This window comes from Vibrio parahaemolyticus (assembly GCF_900460535.1).
In the GTDB taxonomy this organism is placed as follows: Bacteria; Pseudomonadota; Gammaproteobacteria; order Enterobacterales; family Vibrionaceae; genus Vibrio; species Vibrio parahaemolyticus.
Genome location: NZ_UHIL01000002.1, coordinates 1,310,500 through 1,327,191 on the forward strand (window position 1 = coordinate 1,310,500; position 16,692 = coordinate 1,327,191).

The window sequence follows — 16,692 nt, forward strand, 5'->3', positions numbered from 1 at the left end:
CTTTTTAAAACCGCCCCAAAAGGCGGTTTTGTCGTTTTGCACTGTCATTGCGTTTTCAACCATCAAGGCTGTATTGGATGTTTACTAAAAATTTGGAGTAATCCCGAGCGCCCGAGACAGGCTTGATTTGAGGGTTGAGAAGAAAACTGAATATGTGACATTTTGACGTAGCTAAGAAAAGGTTATGTATGCTTGGTTTATTAAATAGAAAGACTTTGAAAAGCATGGCTATGAATCTATATCACGAACTGGTACGAGGTCGTATATATGAGGGTAAGCACTTTGGGCTCAATGCAGATGATATTTCACAGAGAACAGGGCTCAGTATACATGTGGCTATTGCTCTCATTCATCGGCTTATAGACAACGAATTGGTGGAAAAGTATGGTTTTAAGGACGATGTTAGCTATCGAGCAGCGAACATTCCGAGCCACCTAGACAAAACATCTGCTCCAATGAGCATTTTCCAGTACGTAAACCGCTCAATTGGTCGAGTAGACTTCAAAGATCTAGCTTGAAACACAAAGAAAAAACCGCCGTTACTGGCGGTTTTTTATTTTCGTAAAGACTGAACACTCAATTTAGGTGCTTTATGATAGAAATACCTGACTTTTATTTCGTGTTCTAACAATTCGCTACGTTTAAGTTCAGCTGCAGTTTGAATCTGTGCTTCGACAGACGCGTGGTTAGCTGTTTTCGAGTTTGTTCAAGAGTGTCGAGTTCAATCATGTCATCATCAACGTGTAGATCAATGTTCACGCGAAGCTCTTGACCAACCTTCGTAATGCCAGCCAGTTTTAACTGATGGTCAGATACTTTTTCAATTTCTAAAACGTCGTTACCAACAACCTGACAAAGCTCTTTGCTTGGTGTCATCATTAGTAACTCACGTAATGCGCCACACAACATATCAAATGGTACTTTTAGGAAGTAGAAGCCCATAAGTAGCATCATCATTGGGTCCGCGTAGACTGCGTAATGCGCGAATGGGGTAAGAGATACTAGCCATGCAGCGATAAAACCAACAGTAACTGCCACGCTTAATAGCGTATCCATTTGCCATTGTTTTTTCTCCGCATCGATCAGACCTGATGAGAAACGACGACTTTTTTTCGCCATAAACCACCAAGCGTAACCACAACCGATAACGTTCACGAGACCAAAGATAGTCGCGATTGAGGTATCAACCTCACGACCACCCGTCATCAATGCAGAGATCGCTGAGTAAAGCGAAAAACACACAACAACAAGAATCACGGCCGCTTTAATCGCAATAACGATAGGTTCGAGTACCGCTTTACCAAATGGAAATACAGATTTTGATGGCTTGCTGATGTAGGAAGATGCCGCCAGTGACAATAAAGTTAACAGTAAACTGACTAGCGAGTAAACACCGTCAAAAACGATGACAATCGACCCAACAAGCAAGCCAAGTACCATACCACCAGCTGCAAACCCAGAAGCTAAAAGGGCTGAAATGGTTAGAATACGGTTTTCGTTTTTGCTTGTCCTGTCACACATAAAAGATGCCTTTTGGTTTTAATACCTTACTATTCTTCTCTTCTGAGGCATTTTAGGCAACTACAAACTGAGTGGAAATTAAACGAGAAAGCGACCGTTTTGTTATTTTTCTTTAAATACAATGACTTAATATAACTCTTTGGTGTCAAATATATTGACAGTCACTGCCTTTTATTTAGAAGTCAAATAAATATTCGCTTAACTTATCTGCTAACCAAGTCATTGCTGGGTGTTCAATCTGACCGTTTGGGGCAAACATACAGTAGTCTTCTTGAGTCAAACCGTAAGTGTGTTTGATGACGGCAAGTTTTTGTTGGCGCAAGTAGTGGCGAATGAGCGGCTCTGGCAATACACCCCATGCGTCTTCTTCCAAAATGGTGTTGAGCATGTAATCGAAACTTGAGAAGCCAATGTATCGAGTTGAGAACGGCTGTAAGCCTGGGTTGTCTTTCTCGTTGAGGTAAACCATCAAAGCCTGCATTTGGCTGCGTAGATCTTCATCGGATACGCGACGCATCTTACTTAAGCGATGATCAACGCTACACACCGACATCATTCGGATTTTCCCCAGCGGTTTGTAAACAATGTGCGGGTCATCGATGCGTTCATAGTCGACACCGAATGCAAAATCGACTTGATGAGTACTGACTAAGTTAGCCAAGTCACCACTAGAGGCCAAGATGAGGTTAAACGTTGTAGAAGGGAATCGATTGTTGAGTCGGTGAGACAGTTCTTGCCACAAATCGTCTGGCAATGAGTCATCACGCGCCACCCAGACTTCGGCGTTGAAGCCTTCGGAGATTTGCGCGCATGTTTTTCTGATTCGTTGAGCTGTGACCAATAAATACTCGCAATCTTTGTAAATCGCTTTTCCCGCTTCCGAAAGCGTCAGTTGGTTTCCTGTTCTTGTGAACAACTCAACATCGAGCTCTTTTTCTAATGCCTTGATCGACATGCTGAGTTTGGTGCGGTTACAGTCTAACTGCCGCGCAGCTTCGGATACTGAGCCACACTCTGCGATAGTGCAGAAAGCTTCTACCTGAGTTAAGTTCATGATTTGACACAACCAATTAAGAATTTGCAATAAAGTAGGGCACGATAGAGATGTGCTCCCAAAGCTGTGAAAGATTATCGAAAAAAATAGTAATTCGCCAGATAAGTCTATGGTCTTTTAGCGGTTTTGCGGTACCCTATAGTCTATTAATTTCAAAATGCGCCAACTGCATTTTGACGTCACATAGTGATATGTGGGCTATAAGAAGTGAACATGGAGGCCACGATGGCACAAGATTGGGACGGCTTAGCAAAGAACTGGGAATCGAACCCAGCAACAGAGCAATTTGCGCAGTCGGTGTTTGCACAGTTACAACAGCTAACTCAGCTTGATGGCATTAAAGTTTTAGATTTTGGATGCGGCACCGGACAATTAAGCCAATTGTTGTCACCCATTGTTAAGGATATTGTGGCGTTAGATGCGTCTGAAGCCATGATTGAAGAGCTCGACAAGAAAGAGTTACTCAACGTTGAGCCAGTCGTAGATGCATTATCACGAGGTTTAGTGGCGCAACATCCTGCTTTCCGCGGACAATTTGATCTTGTGGTTGCGTCTTCTGTCCTTGCTTTTGTCGATGATGTGGAATCGTCGTTAGACATTGCTCATTCGTTGCTAAATGAAGGTGGTTACTTCGTTCATTTTGATTGGGTTGCAGAATCCGAGCAAGACGGTTTCACCTTAAGCCGCTCCGAGAATGCATTGAGCAACGCTGGTTTTGTCGATGTTGGAGCGAAAAAAGTGTTCGATATCACCTCTGATGGACAAACCATGTCGGTATTGATGGGCGTTGGTCGCCGTTAACTTACCAAAAAGATTAAAAAAAGCGAGCCAAGGTGCTCGCTTTTTTGTGGGTGGAATCTAAGCTGATATCGCGGTTTGAATCTCTTGTAGTATCTCTGGATTGGCAATTGCGCCTAAGTTTTCAACTTGTCGACCATTGACAACTTGCTTGACGGCAAGTTCTACCAGTTTGCCTGATCGCGTTTTCGGAATATCGCTGATGGCGAAAATGGCACTCGGCACATGGCGTGGTGAACAGGCCGATTTCAGCTGCGCTTTAATGCTGCCGATTAACTCATCATCCAACTCATCTTGGCTTTCTAATTGAACAAAAAGCCAGATCTGTTCATTTCGATCCACTTCTTTCCCAACTGCGATGGAGTCGACAATGCCATCAATAGCATTCACCTGTTGGTAAATTTCTGCGGTACCAATTCTGACGCCACCTGGATTAAGAGTGGTGTCACTACGGCCATAAAAGACAAAACCGCCAACCTCACTTTTTTCTACATCGTCGCCATGATGCCAAACATTATCGAACTTATCCCAGTAAGCGCGATGGTAACGCTCGCCTGAATCACGCCAGAACCCAGAAGGAAAATTTGGCAGTGAATTGGTGCAAACCAGCTCACCTCGTTCACCTACGACACTGTGACCTTGTGGATTAAATACTTGCACATCAACGCCTAAGCCTGCGGATTGACATTCTCCTCGATAGACTGGTGATATCGGATTGCCTAATACAAAGCATCCGCAAATATCTGTGCCCCCAGCAATGGACGCTAAATGTACGTCTTCCTTTAAGTGCTCGTAAACGTAATCGAATTGCTCAGGATAAAGTACAGAGCCAGTTGAGCAAATCGTCTTGAGTGCGGGGAAAGCATCGGCTCTTTTCGGTGAGAATTGTGCTTTTTCAATCGCTTCTAGATATTTAGCCGACGTACCAAACAAGGTCACGTCAGCATTTTGAGCAAGGTTCCACAGCACCTTGTGAGAAGGATAAACAGGGCTACCGTCAAAAATGACTAAGCAGGCTCCGCTTGCAAGGGCGGAAACGTGCCAATTCCACATCATCCAACCACAGGTCGTGTAGTAAAAAACTCGATCGTTCGGTTGAATATCGCAGTGCAGTTGATGCTCTTTGACGTGATTCAGAATGGTGCCTCCGACCGAGTGCACGATGCATTTGGGTTTACCTGTCGTACCGGATGAATACAACACAAAGAGTGGGTCATTGAAGTTAACGCGAGTGTAGGTGAGGGGCTCAGGTGAGTATTGATTAAGCACGTTTTGCCAATCTTGGGTACAAACATCACATTCAAAGATGTGAGGCTTGAGATAGCTGATTTGGCATACTTGTTTGAGGCCATCGAGATGATCGGATATATGTTGGTTTTTTTCCGCCATGTCGAAAGTTTTGCCATTGAATGTGTAGCCATCACAAGTGAACAAAATTTTTGGTTTTACCTGTCCAAAACGTTCCAGCACACTTTCTACGCCAAAATCTGGCGAGGTTGACGTCCATGTCGCACCTAAGCTGGTGGTTGCCAACATCGCGATGGCGGTTTGAGGAAGGTGCGGTAAGTAACCAGCAACAACATCGCCTTGTTTGATGCCACAATCCCTAAGCCACTGTTGAACACTCGAGACTTCATCACACAGCTGTTGCCACGTATAGGTCTGTCGTTCGTCACGCTCATTTTCAAACCAGATGGCGAGCTCATGTGGTTTTTGATAAGCAAAGCTCAATAAGTTTTCTGCGTAGTTAATATGAGCGTCAGGAAACCAACATAAATCGCGATTGAGTACTGGTTGTTGCCATTTGCTCTCGGCTTGGCTTTTTACTGTCTCACCTGCATTACCTATTACATCGCAAAAAAGCCAGACCTCTTGCCAAAACTGCTCGTTATGATCCAAAGACCATTGGTGCAGGTCTGCGTAGTTTTTTAGGTCAAACCCTTGTCGATTAATGTGTTCGATAAACTGAGTAATATTGGCTTCTGCGATACGACTTTCGCTCGGTTGCCATACTTTGTTGCTCTCGCGCATAGGTCCCTCTGTAACAAAGTGATAACAGTTTCAGTCTGAGGGGGAATGCCAATAAAGTCAAACTCCTGCTTCAAAGCTTGTTGTTTTATAAATCATGATGTTACGGTTTGATGTAAACAATATGTTACATCAAACTTTGATTGAGAAAATCGATCAGGGATTGGAAGCTCTTAAGACTCCAGATAGGCTTAATGTAAAGGATTTGTTAATGGAGATGGGTCATGACTCAATATCGTTCAAAGCCCGTTAGCCAGGATGGAAGGGTAGAATGGAGCCACGAAGAAGATGCCATTTGGAGTGACCTTGTCACGAGACAAATGAGCGTGATCAAAGAGCGTGCGTGTGATGCTTATCTACGTGGTTTGGAACTGCTGAACTTACCTCAGGATCGCGTGCCTCAGTTGCCGGAAATCAATCGAGTCTTAATGGAAACAACAGGATGGCAGGTTGAGCCTGTGCCTGCTCTGATCGATTTCGACCGATTTTTTAATTTGTTGGGTAACAAACGTTTTCCAGTCGCGACTTTCCTAAGAACCCGAGAAGAGTTCGATTATTTACAAGAGCCGGATTTTTTCCACGAAATTTTCGGCCATTGTGCCATGCTCACGCATCCAGAGTTTGCTGCGTTTACGGAACATTATGGTCAGCTCGGACAAGCGGCAACACCAAAACAGAGAGCTTACTTGGCTCGTCTTTACTGGTTTACCGTTGAATTTGGTTTAGTGAAAGAAGGCACGAAAACCAAAATCTATGGCGGCGGTATACTCTCTTCCCCAGGAGAAACCATCTACGCATTGGAAAGCGAAAGTGCAATTCGTGAGTCCTTTGACCTACAAACGGTATTAAGAACACCATATCGCATCGATATCATGCAGCCTAAATATTATGTGATTGATGATTTCTCCCAGCTTTTCCAAATTAGCCAACTGAATTTATTGAAACAAGCGGATCTAGCGATAGAAGCTGGATTGCTTCCACCACTTTTTGAACCTAAGGAACCTGCTCATGCTGAATGAACAAAAATGCGAAGCTTGTAGCTTTGATGCTATTGCCCTGACGAAAGAAGAACAGCAATCTCTATTGCTGCAGCTGTCCGATTGGCATCTCATTGAAAGGGACGACATTCCGCAACTTGAGAAGGTCTATAAGTTTAAGAACTTTAAACAAGCATGGGCGTTCAGCAACAAGATTGCGGAATTGGCAGAAGAAGAATTTCATCACCCGTCAATTTTGCTTGAGTGGGGCAAAGTCACCGTGACTTGGTGGAGCCATTCCATTAAAGGTTTGCATAAGAACGATTTCATCTGTGCGTCTAAGTGTGATGCGTTGGTGTTGAGCGAATAAACACGAATGGACAGCCGTTGTTTGCTATTCATGCTCTGAAAAGCATTAACACACTTGACCGTGAATAAAAAACGCCCGAACTGATATTCGGGCGTTTCCTATTTAGCACTTCTGTTTTATGGCCACGGTTTTAGCGCCACAGTTGTAGACACTTAGAGATACTACTGTTTTTAGAGTTCGATACGAAAAACTGAGGTTGTGCCCGATACCTCGTTACCGACGGCAATAAAATGTTGTCCGTTACGAGCAAAGTAGTTGATTGACTCGGGCGCTAGATCGCCCGCTTTAGGATTGTAAGTGTCATTTGCGCACTCACCGTCTTCTACCAACGTACATACTGGTTGGGTGTAATCGCGGTGGTTTACATAATGCAAGAACTGCGCTTGTTTTGGCTCGGTGATGTCGTAAACCATAATACCGCCTTGGCGCTCTAAACCGATAAATGCGTAGTATCGCCCATTGATTTTCGCTACTTCGATGGCTTCTGGCTCGATGCCTTTATCATCACTTCTGTCATCACCGCTACTGTTGCTGTCGTTTGTGCTGTTGAAGTATTTGCCTTCGTTCAAGAGGGCAACCGTTGCGAAGTCGTCCCCACTATCAAAAACTAGCTCACCATTTTCATTCCAAATTGAGAATGAACGCGCGCCAAATGCTTGAACGTTTTCTTCTGCGTTTAATGTGTGGTTTGGTTTGATAACTTTGAGTCTAGCTAGCTGTTTGTTGTCTTTCAGAGCTTCTGCAAGAGAGTGGTCGGTCGTAACTTTGAGTTTTTTGCCACGGACTTCGTCGATATGGCTCAAACAGGAGCCTTTGACATTGGTGTAATCTGGCGTACCTTGATAGTCATCTTCATCCCACTTGAACCCTGCTTGATCACATTCAGCTTGAGTGGTTTTAAAACCATATTCGCGACCATCCCCTTCGTTGGCTGAAACAATGTAGGTTTGGCCGTTGACAGAGTAACTGTCTAGCGTGTCGGGCATGTACAAGCCAACCAGCTGCGGATAGCTTTTCAAATTGCCGATGATCTTATCTTTATTTGAGGCGTCCAGCTTTGAATTTGACCAAGACTTTTCCCCTAAAGCGACAATTTTTTCTACCGATTGGCTTTGTGGATCAATAATCGCCATTGCGTTATTTTCCTGCAAGGCGACATAAATTTTCCCGTTGTCGGCAAACGTCAGGTATTCCGGTTCAAGGTCTTGAGCAATTGAGGCATTAGGGCCGGAAATACGCACCGCTTTTGGCAATTCATCTGAGCGTACTCCATCAAACTCGCCAAAGCCAATTTGCGTAACGTCAGCATTGTTAATACCTTTGCTCAAATCGACCAACGTCACGCTACCTTCGGGGTCGATACTGTAATCGGAGTTCGGTTCGCCTTCGTTTGCGGTGGCAATGTAACGACCATCTTTAGAAAAACCAACCATATCTGGCAGCGCACCGGTTTTGAAAGTGGTGATTAGAGAAAGATCATCCGAGCGATACAGCGCGATCAAGCCATCTTCCTGCTTATTATTGTTTTCAATCGCGACGGCGACTAAGCCATTAAATACAGCAACACTGTTGGCCGCGCCGATTTCAATCCCTGCGGAAGTGCCCGCATCGGTTAGGTCAATAAAATCGGTTTGTGAAGGCGCACTGCTTTCGTTAAGCGACAACACATCCACACGTTTGGCTTGAGCATTGACCACGTAGAGTTTGTCCGTGCACGCATCATAGTTCACGATTTCTGCGGCAGAAGTATCAAACGGCGCATCGGCGATAGATGACCCAACAAACGTCAAACCTTGGATTGAGGTTTCCCCAACAGCGGGTGAACTGATCGGCTTACATTGTGCACTGAAAGATGCGATAACATCGTTCTGTTGCGATGAACACGCGATGACGAGCGTCGATAACGCCATTGCACCTATTGCCTTAAGTGGGGTGGTCATGATATCTCCTTATCAATCCGATATACTGTCGCTCAATGCATGATTTTCAGATATCTATTCATTCACTGCAGTGGACGATAATAGAACATTGATTGACGTGTGATTTGGTAAGGCTCTGAATATATGTATGATTTATTACTCTTATATGGGCTTTTTATGAAACAAATGTGTCATTGGCGAGATTGCGATGGCATTAGGATTTGGAATGAAAATGGAACTACAACAATTTCTTGATGCGCTGGCATCGTCACCTGAAAAGATTGAATTTGAAACGACGATGGCGGTGATTGAAGACAATTACGATTTTACGCCCGCTGCATTTACGAATGGCAATACGCAAAATGACGCGAATGAAAACAACGGTTCGTGCAAAATTTTTGCATTCGGCTTATTGAACGCTCTCGATAAAGAAGCGACGTTGGCGTGTTTTGGTCGTTTCTACCGCGAGGACGTACTGCTTCACCCAGAAAACAACGATCACCAAAATATCCGCAATTTCATGGTGACGGGGTGGGAAGGCATTCAATTTGAGACTTCTGCGCTTACCGCAAAATAGTTATCATTTTAGAATCGCGTTACATGAAGAAGCCAGTCGTATTATGCGACTGGCTTTTTTTCTAAACACTTGCGGCATAAACAAAGCTGATCGGACTCCGGTTTAGGCAAGTCACGAGGCTCAATGCCAAAACACCAACACGTTTCTTTTCCTGCTGCAATATCGCAGTGAGCTTGCGAATCGCATTCAGGACAGCGGTGGGTGGAATCTTCTCCGGTGATTTGCTCGATAATGGTTTCACGTTGGAGTTCGGTTTTGTCTTTCCACTGGATGATTTCATCCATCGTTCGGTGACAGCCAGAACAAATTCCAGCGTTATTTTTACAGGCTGCTCTACACGGTGACTTCATTGCATTCTCGTTCTAATTTTTAATGTCGCGTACTCTAGCACAAAGCACCTCAAAGCCGTCAAAATAAACCGCCCTAACGGTCGTTGAGCTTCTTGCCTTATTTGGTCCTTTAACTGGTGAGGGAGCACCGCTGGTGGTACTCTTGCGTGAGATGTCTTAACCGCGCTTCATTTATGTTAGAAAAAGAAAACCTGATTAAACTGGCAAGAATGCAAATGCCATTTGGCAAATATGCAGGCAGAGTACTTATTGATTTACCTGAGGAATATTTGCTGTGGTTTGATAAAAAGGGCTGGCCGAGCGGCGAGTTAGGTGACCTATTAAAGCTGTGTTTAGCGTTAAAAATTGAAGGGCTAGACAGCGTCGTGAAACCTTTGAAAAGGATGTAACCTGCCTCTGTAACCCTATTTCCCACGATACAGTGTGTTTTACTTCTAAAGAGTCAGACTGCCTGACTCTTTTTTCTTTAAAGTGAATCGCCAATGAGCTCATAAATGATGGTTTATCATGAGGGGATTCACGAATATTAGGCAAAGAGCATTCCTGACCTTTATAGCGCTGCTCCAAACCACCTCTGTTTCGCGCATTATCGCTAACATCCTCGCGCTAAATAGCATAAGATACTCGGCCTTTACCCAGTACTGAGCCTCTCATCGTAATGACAGACAAAACACAGCAAGCGACATTTGCCGATCTTGGCCTGATTCCAACCTTAGTCGAGCGACTAGAAGCGTTAGAATATAACCAACCAACACCTATTCAATCTCATGCTATTCCTCATGTGCTTGATGGCAGGGATATGATAGGCGGAGCCAATACGGGCTCAGGTAAAACCGCCGCTTTCTCGCTGCCAATTCTGCAGAAAATTCTTCAGCAAGGTGAATCAAATGATCGTCGTGGTAACTTCGTTTCTCATCTGATTTTGGTTCCTACTCGTGAGCTGGCGTCGCAGGTGGCTTACAACGTAAAATCTTACTCATACCATCTTAGAGATAAGATCAAAACGGTTGCCGTATTTGGTGGCGTATCCGTGAACCCGCAAATGCTGGCGTTGCGTGGTGGCTGCGACATCATTGTTGCAACGCCGGGACGACTACTTGATCTGGTATCGAGTAATGCGATTAAGTTAGACCAAGTAAAAACGCTCGTGCTCGATGAAGCCGACCGTATGTTGAGTTTAGGATTTACCGAAGAGCTCAATAAGATTCTTGCCTTACTGCCAGAGAAGAAACAGACACTGCTATTTTCTGCTACTTTCCCTGAGAAAGTCACAGCGTTGGCTCAGCACTTACTTAACGATCCCGTTGAAGTTCAGTTACAGAGTGCAGAAGCCAGCACTTTGGTGCAGCGCGTGTTTAGTGTCAATAAAGGTGAAAAGACGGCGGTACTCGCACATCTAATCAAACAGCATCAATGGCGCCAGACTTTAATTTTTGTGAATGCTAAGAATGCCTGTAACCACCTAGCTCAGAAACTGTCAAAACGCGGCATCACTGCCGAAGTTTTTCATGGCGATAAAGGGCAAGGCGCTCGTACTCGCGTTCTTGATGGTTTTAAGTCTGGTGAGATTCAAGTACTGATTGCTACCGATATCGCAGCGCGCGGTCTCGATATTGAAAAATTGCCAGTGGTGATTAACTTCGATCTTCCGCGTAGTCCTGCCGATTATATGCATCGCATTGGACGCAGTGGCCGTGCGGGGGAAGTGGGTCTAGGTCTATCTCTTATCGATTACGATGACTACCACCACTTTAAAGTGATAGAAAAGAAAAATAAGTTCCAGCTTGAACGCGAGCAGGTAGAAGGCTTTGAAGTGGAAGACGACCAAAGTGAGGCCTACTTTTTACCGATGAAGCCGCGCGCAAAGCCAGCAGGAACGGGTAAAAAGAAGAAAAAGCGTAATCAGTAGAAGACGTAATCTACAAGTTAGTCGAATTACGAGAGTTTCTTGGGCAGAGATGAACCAGTTGGCCACTCGCTGCCGTTAACCCTTTTAAAGAACAATAGTAGAGCCTTACTGGATCTGTCAGTAGGGCTCTATTGTTTTCCAAGTAAGTATACTAGCGACGTGTCGGACGGCCACGAGATGAGCGTTTTTTAAATGAGGATGCTGCTTTCGCTTGTGAATTGAGAATAGAATCAACGGTTAGCGGCATTGGCTCTTTAGGCTCAAGACCGTGAGGGAAAGTACGGGCTCTTGGTGGCAAATTGTATTCTTCTTCACTCGCTCGTGGCATGCGCTTAAAGCGATAAAGATAAAAGTTTTCTAATTTTTCTCTCGCCCATTCAGTTTTCTTTAAATACTTCACGCTACTTGCAATCGAAGGCTTGGTATTAAAGCAATTAAAACGCATGGCTGTATCTAGAATGTCCCAGCCATAAAAATCTACCAACTCTTGCAACATAGTCTCTAGCTTTAACCCGTGCAGTGGGTTGTTTTGTTGCAGTTCGATTCTTTCTTCGTCAGTCATCATTTTAGGGGCCTTACTCATCAAAGGGCGGAGTTTAGCAAAGTATACATTATAGAGATATCTATAGTTAGGCAGCGATGGTTTGAATAGAAACGCCAGAAGGCCTAGGCAGCGTAGTTAAACCACTAAAGCAAAGGTAAATTGAGAGAAAACTACAAAGCCACCTTGTTTTAGGTGGCGTTGCTTTTGTCTGCGCGTTGCGATTAAACGTAACTCAGCTCAGTGGCTGCCAGTTAGATAAGCGACTCAATGCCGTATTTTGCTCCGTAGTTTTCAACCACAAAATCGATGTCTTTGTCGCCTCGACCTGAAAGGTTGACAAGAATCGAGCCTGTTTCACCTTGTTGTGCCAGTTTGATTGCGTATGCGACTGCGTGGGAAGATTCGATAGCCGGAATAATCCCTTCTTCACGAGACAACTCAAAGAAGGCGTCTATCGCTTCGTCATCGTTGATTGAACCATAGTTCACGCGTCCTATGTCTTTTAAATAACTGTGCTGTGGACCTACCGATGGGTAATCCAAGCCACTGGCGACGGAGTGTACCTCTTGTGGTTCGCCTTGTTCATCTTTAAGCATGTAAGACTTAAACCCGTGCATGATGCCTGGCTCGCCAAGCATTAGGGTGGCTGCGTGTTCACCCACTTTGTCCAAAGATCGTCCAGCAGGCTCGACGCCGTGGATCGCGACGTTTTCATCTTCTAAAAATGCGCTAAACAACCCCATGGCATTTGAGCCGCCACCCACACACGCGACAAGATTGTTCGGCAATTTGCCCGTCATTTCTTTGAACTGAACTCGCGCTTCGTTCCCGATGATGGATTGGAAATCGCGAACCATTTTAGGGAATGGGTGAGGGCCAACCACGGAACCAATGGCATAAAGCTGAGTTTCTGGATCTTTGAGGTACGCTTCAAAGGCAGCATCAACGGCTTCTTTCAGCGTTTTACGTCCGTGCGTGGCAGGAATCACGTTAGCACCAAGGATCCTCATACGGACAACGTTCGGATGCTCTTTGGCGATATCGATTTCGCCCATGTAAATGTCACATTCTAAGCCAACCAAAGCGGCAGCAGTCGCCAATGCCACGCCATGCTGGCCAGCACCAGTTTCCGCAATCAGTTTCTTTTTGCCCATTTTCTTCGCAAGGATGGCTTCACCTAAACAATGGTTAATTTTGTGAGCGCCAGTATGGTTCAAGTCTTCTCGCTTTAGATAAATGTCGGCACCGTATTTCTTAGATAGATTCGCGGCATGAAAAATAGGGCTAGGTCGACCGACAAAGTGTTTATAAAGGCGAGCTAACTCGTCTTTGAACTCTGGATCTTGGCAACATTCTTCATAAGCGGCGTTAATATCTCGCATGATTTGCTCAAGCTCTGGCGGGACAAAGCTGCCACCATATTCGCCAAAATATCCTTCATTGTTGGGCATGTTGTGGTCGAAAGAATTTTTCATTAGTTACGTCCTAGTAAATGAGAGTATTGATACTTTTATACCCAAATTCTCAAATAGGTTGTGTGATCAGTTGCTTAAATCGTGATGCTGCTATCGTGAACTAGTTAAATAGTACGAGATTGGTCTTGTCTGGAGGAAAATGTGAGTAAGAGGAACAAAAAAGGTCCCGAAAGACTCTAGGCTGTCACAAGGGTCTTTCGGGACAAACAGAGTACAAGGAAGTGTACTCTGCGATGGTGTCTGAAAACGAAAGTTAGATTCGCTTCCGTTGGCAGATGTTAGGGATTTCAAGCCATGTTATGTCAGCGAAATGTCACAACTCTTGAATTAACTCAAAAGCTTATTTTTTATTTTTGAACAATGGGTTAGGGAGCTTTCTTGTTTCTGGGATTAAAGTTATTTAGAGGGTTTTAGTTATAAAAAAAGCTTGCTAAATAACAGCAAGCTTATCTCTTTTTAGCACACGTGGATGCGCAGAAATCAGTGTTTACGTGCTGAGCCGTTTCTAACGATGTCTTTACCGTTGTCGTAAACATGTTGTGAAACCCAACGGCCCAACAAAAGTTGGTGTTTGTCGCCTAAAACTGCAACAAAAGGACGGCCGTCAGTGTTTGTTGTCGCTAGTGCAACGCCAGTTACCCCTTCCAAACCTAATGCACCGCTCTCGACTAAATGCAGAAAAGCTTCTAACTCTTCAAGACTTTCAATGACGTGGTTATCAATGTTCATGGTATTCGATCTCTTTGAACTGCCGATATTTTGTGGTCGCGTACTCTACATAAGTTAGGCACAGAAACCAAGTTCCCGCTGAGTTATGGTCGGTTCTGCGTTGATTCACTTATTGTTGGGGGGCACAGGTTAGAGTGGATTCACACAAAACAATGTGGCTTGGTTGCAAGCTGACTTTATGGTTGGAGAGTGAAAGAGGCGATGCAATAATCGGCGAAACAATTTCTTTTTGAAGGTTGCGATGAAAAAGGTTTTGATTACTGGTTTTGAACCGTTTGGTGGTGATGCAATAAATCCGGCGTTGGAGGCTGTGAAAAGGCTAGAAGAAACAAGTCTTGACGGTGGCATCATTGTTACTTGTCAGGTGCCTGTGACGCGTTTTGAGTCCATCAGTGCTGTGATTGATGCGATTGAAGCGCATCAACCAGATTGTGTTATTACCGTTGGTCAGGCCGCGGGTAGAGCGGCAATAACGCCCGAACGCGTTGCAATTAATGTGGATGACTTCCGAATTCCAGACAACGGTGGCAATCAGCCAATCGATGAGCCCATCATCGAACATGGCCCGGATGCGTATTTTTCATCTTTGCCAATCAAGCGTATTGCTCAAACGTTGCATGAGAGTGGCATCCCTTGTCAGGTTTCTAATAGCGCGGGGACTTTTGTGTGCAACCACCTGTTTTATGGTGTGCAGCATTATCTGAGGGACAAATCGATTCGGCATGGATTTGTGCATATTCCGTTGTTGCCTGAGCAAGCGACGGATGGCAATCACCCGTCAATGAGCCTCGATATGATCGTGGCTGGCCTAAAGTTGGTGGCACAAGTTGTCATTGATCACGAAAGCGATGTTGTGGTGAGTGGTGGACAAATTTGTTAGTAAGCTACTGAAATAACTAATAAGTTACTAAGCGTATGTTCTGCCAAATGTTAACTTGCTCAAATTTTGCTTGCTTCGAAAGGAGTAGCATTAGAGTGTCGGATTGAAGGTGTATGACTTTCGTTCGGTGCCCTTGTCACAGGAGGTGTCAGGGGCTTACTCTCAAAAAAGGCGAGTTATCATGAAAAGCAACAAAAGTAAGGCTATTGCACTTATCTCTGTCGTTGTTTTCGCTTTGGCTATCGCTGCGCTTAAATTCGAAAACACGCTCGGAATCCTTCCAATCTTAGTCGCGATTATCGCATTCTTTACCTGTGTCATTCACACCAGTATGTACCTGTCGAATGTGAAACGTGCAGAGGCGGTAAGTCATTCTGACTATTCTCAAAACTCAAACCGTCATACATTAAATCAAGACATAAGCGAGCGTGATAAAAAGCGTTGAAGCAAGTCACATTCTCCGTATACTTTGCCCCAGCACTAATGCACGACTGTGTCGGAGAAAAACATGTCAAATCGAGTACCTACCAACATACTGACCGGATTTTTGGGTGTCGGTAAAACGACCACGATTTTAAATCTTTTAAAGAACAAACCTGAAAATGAAAATTGGGCGGTGTTGGTCAATGAGTTTGGTGAGATTGGCATCGATGGTGCATTAATGACCGACCAAGGTGCGTTGATTAAAGAAGTGCCGGGCGGTTGCATGTGCTGTACCGCAGGCGTTCCTATGTCTGTTGGTATTACGGCATTATTGCGCCAAAAACCAGATCGTTTGTTGATTGAACCAACAGGCCTTGGTCATCCAAAACAAGTGATTGCGACGCTGACATCAGAGCAATATCTGCCATACGTTGATTTAAAGGCGACCATCGCGTTAGTCGACCCTCGTAACTTGAGCGATGAAAAATACACGTCTAATCAAAACTTTGTTGATCAGCTAGACAGTGCCGATGTGGTGATTGGCAGCAAAGTCGATCTCTGTTCAAGCCATGATATTGATGTGTTCAACGATTGGGTTACCGATCAAACGCCAGCTAAAGTGTTCAGTAAGTTGATTCACAACGGCGAGCTGCCGATTGAAGTTCTGGATATTGAACGCGTACACGGCAGTGCTTCTTCTCATATCGAAACGCATCACCATGAGCATGCACACCAAGAGCCTCAGTTTCAGTTACCACCGGGTGAAGCTTTCATCCGTAAAGAGAACAAAGGGCAGGGCTATTTCAGTTGTGGCTGGCTATTTGGCGCTGAATACAAGTTCGATTTTGATAAGCTGTTCTCGATGTTGTCTGACCTAACCGCCGAACGTGTGAAAGCGGTAGTCAACACCAATCAAGGGTGTTACGCATTTAACGTGGCAAATCGCGTGGTATCGGTCAACGAAATCAGCTTAGAAGGGTTTGAATCACGACTTGAAGTGATTGATTCTCAGCTTCTTCCTTGGGATGAACTAGAGCAAATATTACTGCAACTTGCGGGTATTGAAGGATAGGGCATTCGTCATTCTTCGCGCAAATGTTGGAATGAAACGGTGAATCGACTGCATGGCAGTGTTCAC

At 44.6% G+C, this 16,692-nt stretch carries 18 protein-coding genes; 10 read left to right on the forward strand and 8 right to left on the reverse strand.

From position 1 onward, the window contains the following. Nucleotides 1-224: 224 nt before the first annotated feature. Nucleotides 225-518 (forward strand): hypothetical protein, encoded by a 294-nt coding sequence (locus DYB02_RS26005; protein WP_050551424.1) that lies wholly within the window; start codon nt 225-227, stop codon nt 516-518. Nucleotides 519-624: 106 nt separating this feature from the next. Here DYB02_RS26005 and DYB02_RS23075 read toward each other — a convergent pair whose 3' ends face one another. Both DYB02_RS23075 and DYB02_RS23080 read right to left on the reverse strand, forming a co-directional pair. Next, complete coding sequence (locus DYB02_RS23075; RefSeq protein WP_005462012.1) at nt 625-1,521, reverse strand: cation diffusion facilitator family transporter; 897 nt, start codon at nt 1,519-1,521, stop codon at nt 625-627. 175 nt (nt 1,522-1,696) lie between these two features. Further along, on the reverse strand, nt 1,697-2,575 hold the full coding sequence (locus DYB02_RS23080) for a LysR family transcriptional regulator (protein ID WP_005461877.1): 879 nt from the start codon (nt 2,573-2,575) through the stop codon (nt 1,697-1,699). A gap of 225 nt (nt 2,576-2,800) precedes the next feature. Here DYB02_RS23080 and DYB02_RS23085 point away from each other — a divergent pair, with 225 nt between their 5' ends. Beyond that, nucleotides 2,801-3,376 (forward strand): class I SAM-dependent DNA methyltransferase, encoded by a 576-nt coding sequence (locus tag DYB02_RS23085; RefSeq protein ID WP_029806261.1) that lies wholly within the window; start codon nt 2,801-2,803, stop codon nt 3,374-3,376. Between the two features lie 57 nt (nt 3,377-3,433). Here the strand turns inward: DYB02_RS23085 and DYB02_RS23090 are convergent, their stop codons facing one another. Next, nucleotides 3,434-5,404 (reverse strand): acetoacetate--CoA ligase, encoded by a 1,971-nt coding sequence (locus DYB02_RS23090; RefSeq protein WP_029853448.1) that lies wholly within the window; start codon nt 5,402-5,404, stop codon nt 3,434-3,436. 221 nt (nt 5,405-5,625) lie between these two features. On the opposite strand from DYB02_RS23090, the gene phhA reads away from it, so the two are divergent. Both phhA and DYB02_RS23100 read left to right on the forward strand, forming a co-directional pair. After that, on the forward strand, nt 5,626-6,420 hold the full coding sequence (gene phhA / locus DYB02_RS23095) for a phenylalanine 4-monooxygenase (protein WP_020835067.1): 795 nt from the start codon (nt 5,626-5,628) through the stop codon (nt 6,418-6,420). Continuing rightward, nucleotides 6,410-6,748 (forward strand): 4a-hydroxytetrahydrobiopterin dehydratase, encoded by a 339-nt coding sequence (locus DYB02_RS23100; RefSeq protein WP_005482617.1) that lies wholly within the window; start codon nt 6,410-6,412, stop codon nt 6,746-6,748. Before phhA ends, DYB02_RS23100 begins: the two co-directional genes overlap by 11 nt. A 170-nt stretch (nt 6,749-6,918) precedes the next feature. Here the strand turns inward: DYB02_RS23100 and DYB02_RS23105 are convergent, their stop codons facing one another. Beyond that, on the reverse strand, nt 6,919-8,688 hold the full coding sequence (locus DYB02_RS23105) for a choice-of-anchor I family protein (RefSeq protein ID WP_029806195.1): 1,770 nt from the start codon (nt 8,686-8,688) through the stop codon (nt 6,919-6,921). Nucleotides 8,689-8,899: 211 nt separating this feature from the next. On the opposite strand from DYB02_RS23105, the gene DYB02_RS23115 reads away from it, so the two are divergent. Continuing rightward, nucleotides 8,900-9,244 (forward strand): HopJ type III effector protein, encoded by a 345-nt coding sequence (locus DYB02_RS23115; RefSeq protein ID WP_021451084.1) that lies wholly within the window; start codon nt 8,900-8,902, stop codon nt 9,242-9,244. A 41-nt stretch (nt 9,245-9,285) separates the two neighbouring features. Here DYB02_RS23115 and DYB02_RS23120 read toward each other — a convergent pair whose 3' ends face one another. Continuing rightward, nucleotides 9,286-9,594 (reverse strand): cysteine-rich CWC family protein, encoded by a 309-nt coding sequence (locus DYB02_RS23120; RefSeq protein ID WP_017448075.1) that lies wholly within the window; start codon nt 9,592-9,594, stop codon nt 9,286-9,288. A gap of 173 nt (nt 9,595-9,767) precedes the next feature. Between DYB02_RS23120 and DYB02_RS23125 the strand changes: the two genes are divergently transcribed. Next, nucleotides 9,768-9,983, forward strand: a complete 216-nt coding sequence (locus tag DYB02_RS23125) for a DUF3820 family protein (RefSeq protein WP_005375557.1) — start codon at nt 9,768-9,770, stop codon at nt 9,981-9,983. A 269-nt stretch (nt 9,984-10,252) separates the two neighbouring features. Then, on the forward strand, nt 10,253-11,503 hold the full coding sequence (locus tag DYB02_RS23130; protein WP_005462089.1) for a DEAD/DEAH box helicase: 1,251 nt from the start codon (nt 10,253-10,255) through the stop codon (nt 11,501-11,503). Nucleotides 11,504-11,654: 151 nt separating this feature from the next. Here the strand turns inward: DYB02_RS23130 and DYB02_RS23135 are convergent, their stop codons facing one another. The 3 genes from DYB02_RS23135 to DYB02_RS23145 all read right to left on the reverse strand — a co-directional run bounded on the left by DYB02_RS23135 (nt 11,655) and on the right by DYB02_RS23145 (nt 14,251). Then, nucleotides 11,655-12,068 (reverse strand): VF530 family protein, encoded by a 414-nt coding sequence (locus DYB02_RS23135; RefSeq protein ID WP_005462112.1) that lies wholly within the window; start codon nt 12,066-12,068, stop codon nt 11,655-11,657. Between the two features lie 230 nt (nt 12,069-12,298). Further along, entirely contained in the window at nt 12,299-13,522 is a 1,224-nt protein-coding gene (gene trpB / locus DYB02_RS23140; RefSeq protein ID WP_029806193.1) for a tryptophan synthase subunit beta, read from the reverse strand. A 480-nt stretch (nt 13,523-14,002) separates the two neighbouring features. Then, nucleotides 14,003-14,251, reverse strand: coding sequence for a hypothetical protein (locus DYB02_RS23145; RefSeq protein WP_005462100.1), 249 nt, complete (start codon nt 14,249-14,251; stop codon nt 14,003-14,005). A 241-nt stretch (nt 14,252-14,492) separates the two neighbouring features. On the opposite strand from DYB02_RS23145, the gene pcp reads away from it, so the two are divergent. The 3 genes from pcp (at nt 14,493) to DYB02_RS23160 (ending at nt 16,626) form a co-directional block, all read left to right on the forward strand. Beyond that, nucleotides 14,493-15,131 (forward strand): pyroglutamyl-peptidase I, encoded by a 639-nt coding sequence (gene pcp, locus DYB02_RS23150; RefSeq protein WP_017448077.1) that lies wholly within the window; start codon nt 14,493-14,495, stop codon nt 15,129-15,131. Nucleotides 15,132-15,312: 181 nt separating this feature from the next. Next, complete coding sequence (locus DYB02_RS23155) at nt 15,313-15,576, forward strand: hypothetical protein (protein ID WP_005462091.1); 264 nt, start codon at nt 15,313-15,315, stop codon at nt 15,574-15,576. Between the two features lie 63 nt (nt 15,577-15,639). Next, nucleotides 15,640-16,626, forward strand: a complete 987-nt coding sequence (locus DYB02_RS23160) for a CobW family GTP-binding protein (protein ID WP_021487104.1) — start codon at nt 15,640-15,642, stop codon at nt 16,624-16,626. Nucleotides 16,627-16,692: the final 66 nt, after the last annotated feature.

What these genes read in the sequence shown, in the direction of transcription:
- trpB (WP_029806193.1), bottom strand. Translation starts at nt 13,522, where the DNA reads ATGAAAAATTCTTTCGACCACAACATGCCCAACAATGAAGGATATTTT.
- DYB02_RS23075 (WP_005462012.1), bottom strand. Translation starts at nt 1,521, where the DNA reads ATGTGTGACAGGACAAGCAAAAACGAAAACCGTATTCTAACCATTTCA.
- DYB02_RS23100 (WP_005482617.1), top strand. Translation starts at nt 6,410, where the DNA reads ATGCTGAATGAACAAAAATGCGAAGCTTGTAGCTTTGATGCTATTGCC.
- DYB02_RS23115 (WP_021451084.1), top strand. Translation starts at nt 8,900, where the DNA reads ATGGAACTACAACAATTTCTTGATGCGCTGGCATCGTCACCTGAAAAG.
- DYB02_RS23120 (WP_017448075.1), bottom strand. Translation starts at nt 9,594, where the DNA reads ATGAAGTCACCGTGTAGAGCAGCCTGTAAAAATAACGCTGGAATTTGT.
- DYB02_RS26005 (WP_050551424.1), top strand. Translation starts at nt 225, where the DNA reads ATGGCTATGAATCTATATCACGAACTGGTACGAGGTCGTATATATGAG.
- pcp (WP_017448077.1), top strand. Translation starts at nt 14,493, where the DNA reads ATGAAAAAGGTTTTGATTACTGGTTTTGAACCGTTTGGTGGTGATGCA.
- DYB02_RS23105 (WP_029806195.1), bottom strand. Translation starts at nt 8,688, where the DNA reads ATGACCACCCCACTTAAGGCAATAGGTGCAATGGCGTTATCGACGCTC.
- DYB02_RS23160 (WP_021487104.1), top strand. Translation starts at nt 15,640, where the DNA reads ATGTCAAATCGAGTACCTACCAACATACTGACCGGATTTTTGGGTGTC.
- DYB02_RS23155 (WP_005462091.1), top strand. Translation starts at nt 15,313, where the DNA reads ATGAAAAGCAACAAAAGTAAGGCTATTGCACTTATCTCTGTCGTTGTT.
- DYB02_RS23090 (WP_029853448.1), bottom strand. Translation starts at nt 5,404, where the DNA reads ATGCGCGAGAGCAACAAAGTATGGCAACCGAGCGAAAGTCGTATCGCA.
- DYB02_RS23085 (WP_029806261.1), top strand. Translation starts at nt 2,801, where the DNA reads ATGGCACAAGATTGGGACGGCTTAGCAAAGAACTGGGAATCGAACCCA.
- DYB02_RS23080 (WP_005461877.1), bottom strand. Translation starts at nt 2,575, where the DNA reads ATGAACTTAACTCAGGTAGAAGCTTTCTGCACTATCGCAGAGTGTGGC.
- phhA (WP_020835067.1), top strand. Translation starts at nt 5,626, where the DNA reads ATGACTCAATATCGTTCAAAGCCCGTTAGCCAGGATGGAAGGGTAGAA.
- DYB02_RS23130 (WP_005462089.1), top strand. Translation starts at nt 10,253, where the DNA reads ATGACAGACAAAACACAGCAAGCGACATTTGCCGATCTTGGCCTGATT.
- DYB02_RS23145 (WP_005462100.1), bottom strand. Translation starts at nt 14,251, where the DNA reads ATGAACATTGATAACCACGTCATTGAAAGTCTTGAAGAGTTAGAAGCT.
- DYB02_RS23125 (WP_005375557.1), top strand. Translation starts at nt 9,768, where the DNA reads ATGTTAGAAAAAGAAAACCTGATTAAACTGGCAAGAATGCAAATGCCA.
- DYB02_RS23135 (WP_005462112.1), bottom strand. Translation starts at nt 12,068, where the DNA reads ATGATGACTGACGAAGAAAGAATCGAACTGCAACAAAACAACCCACTG.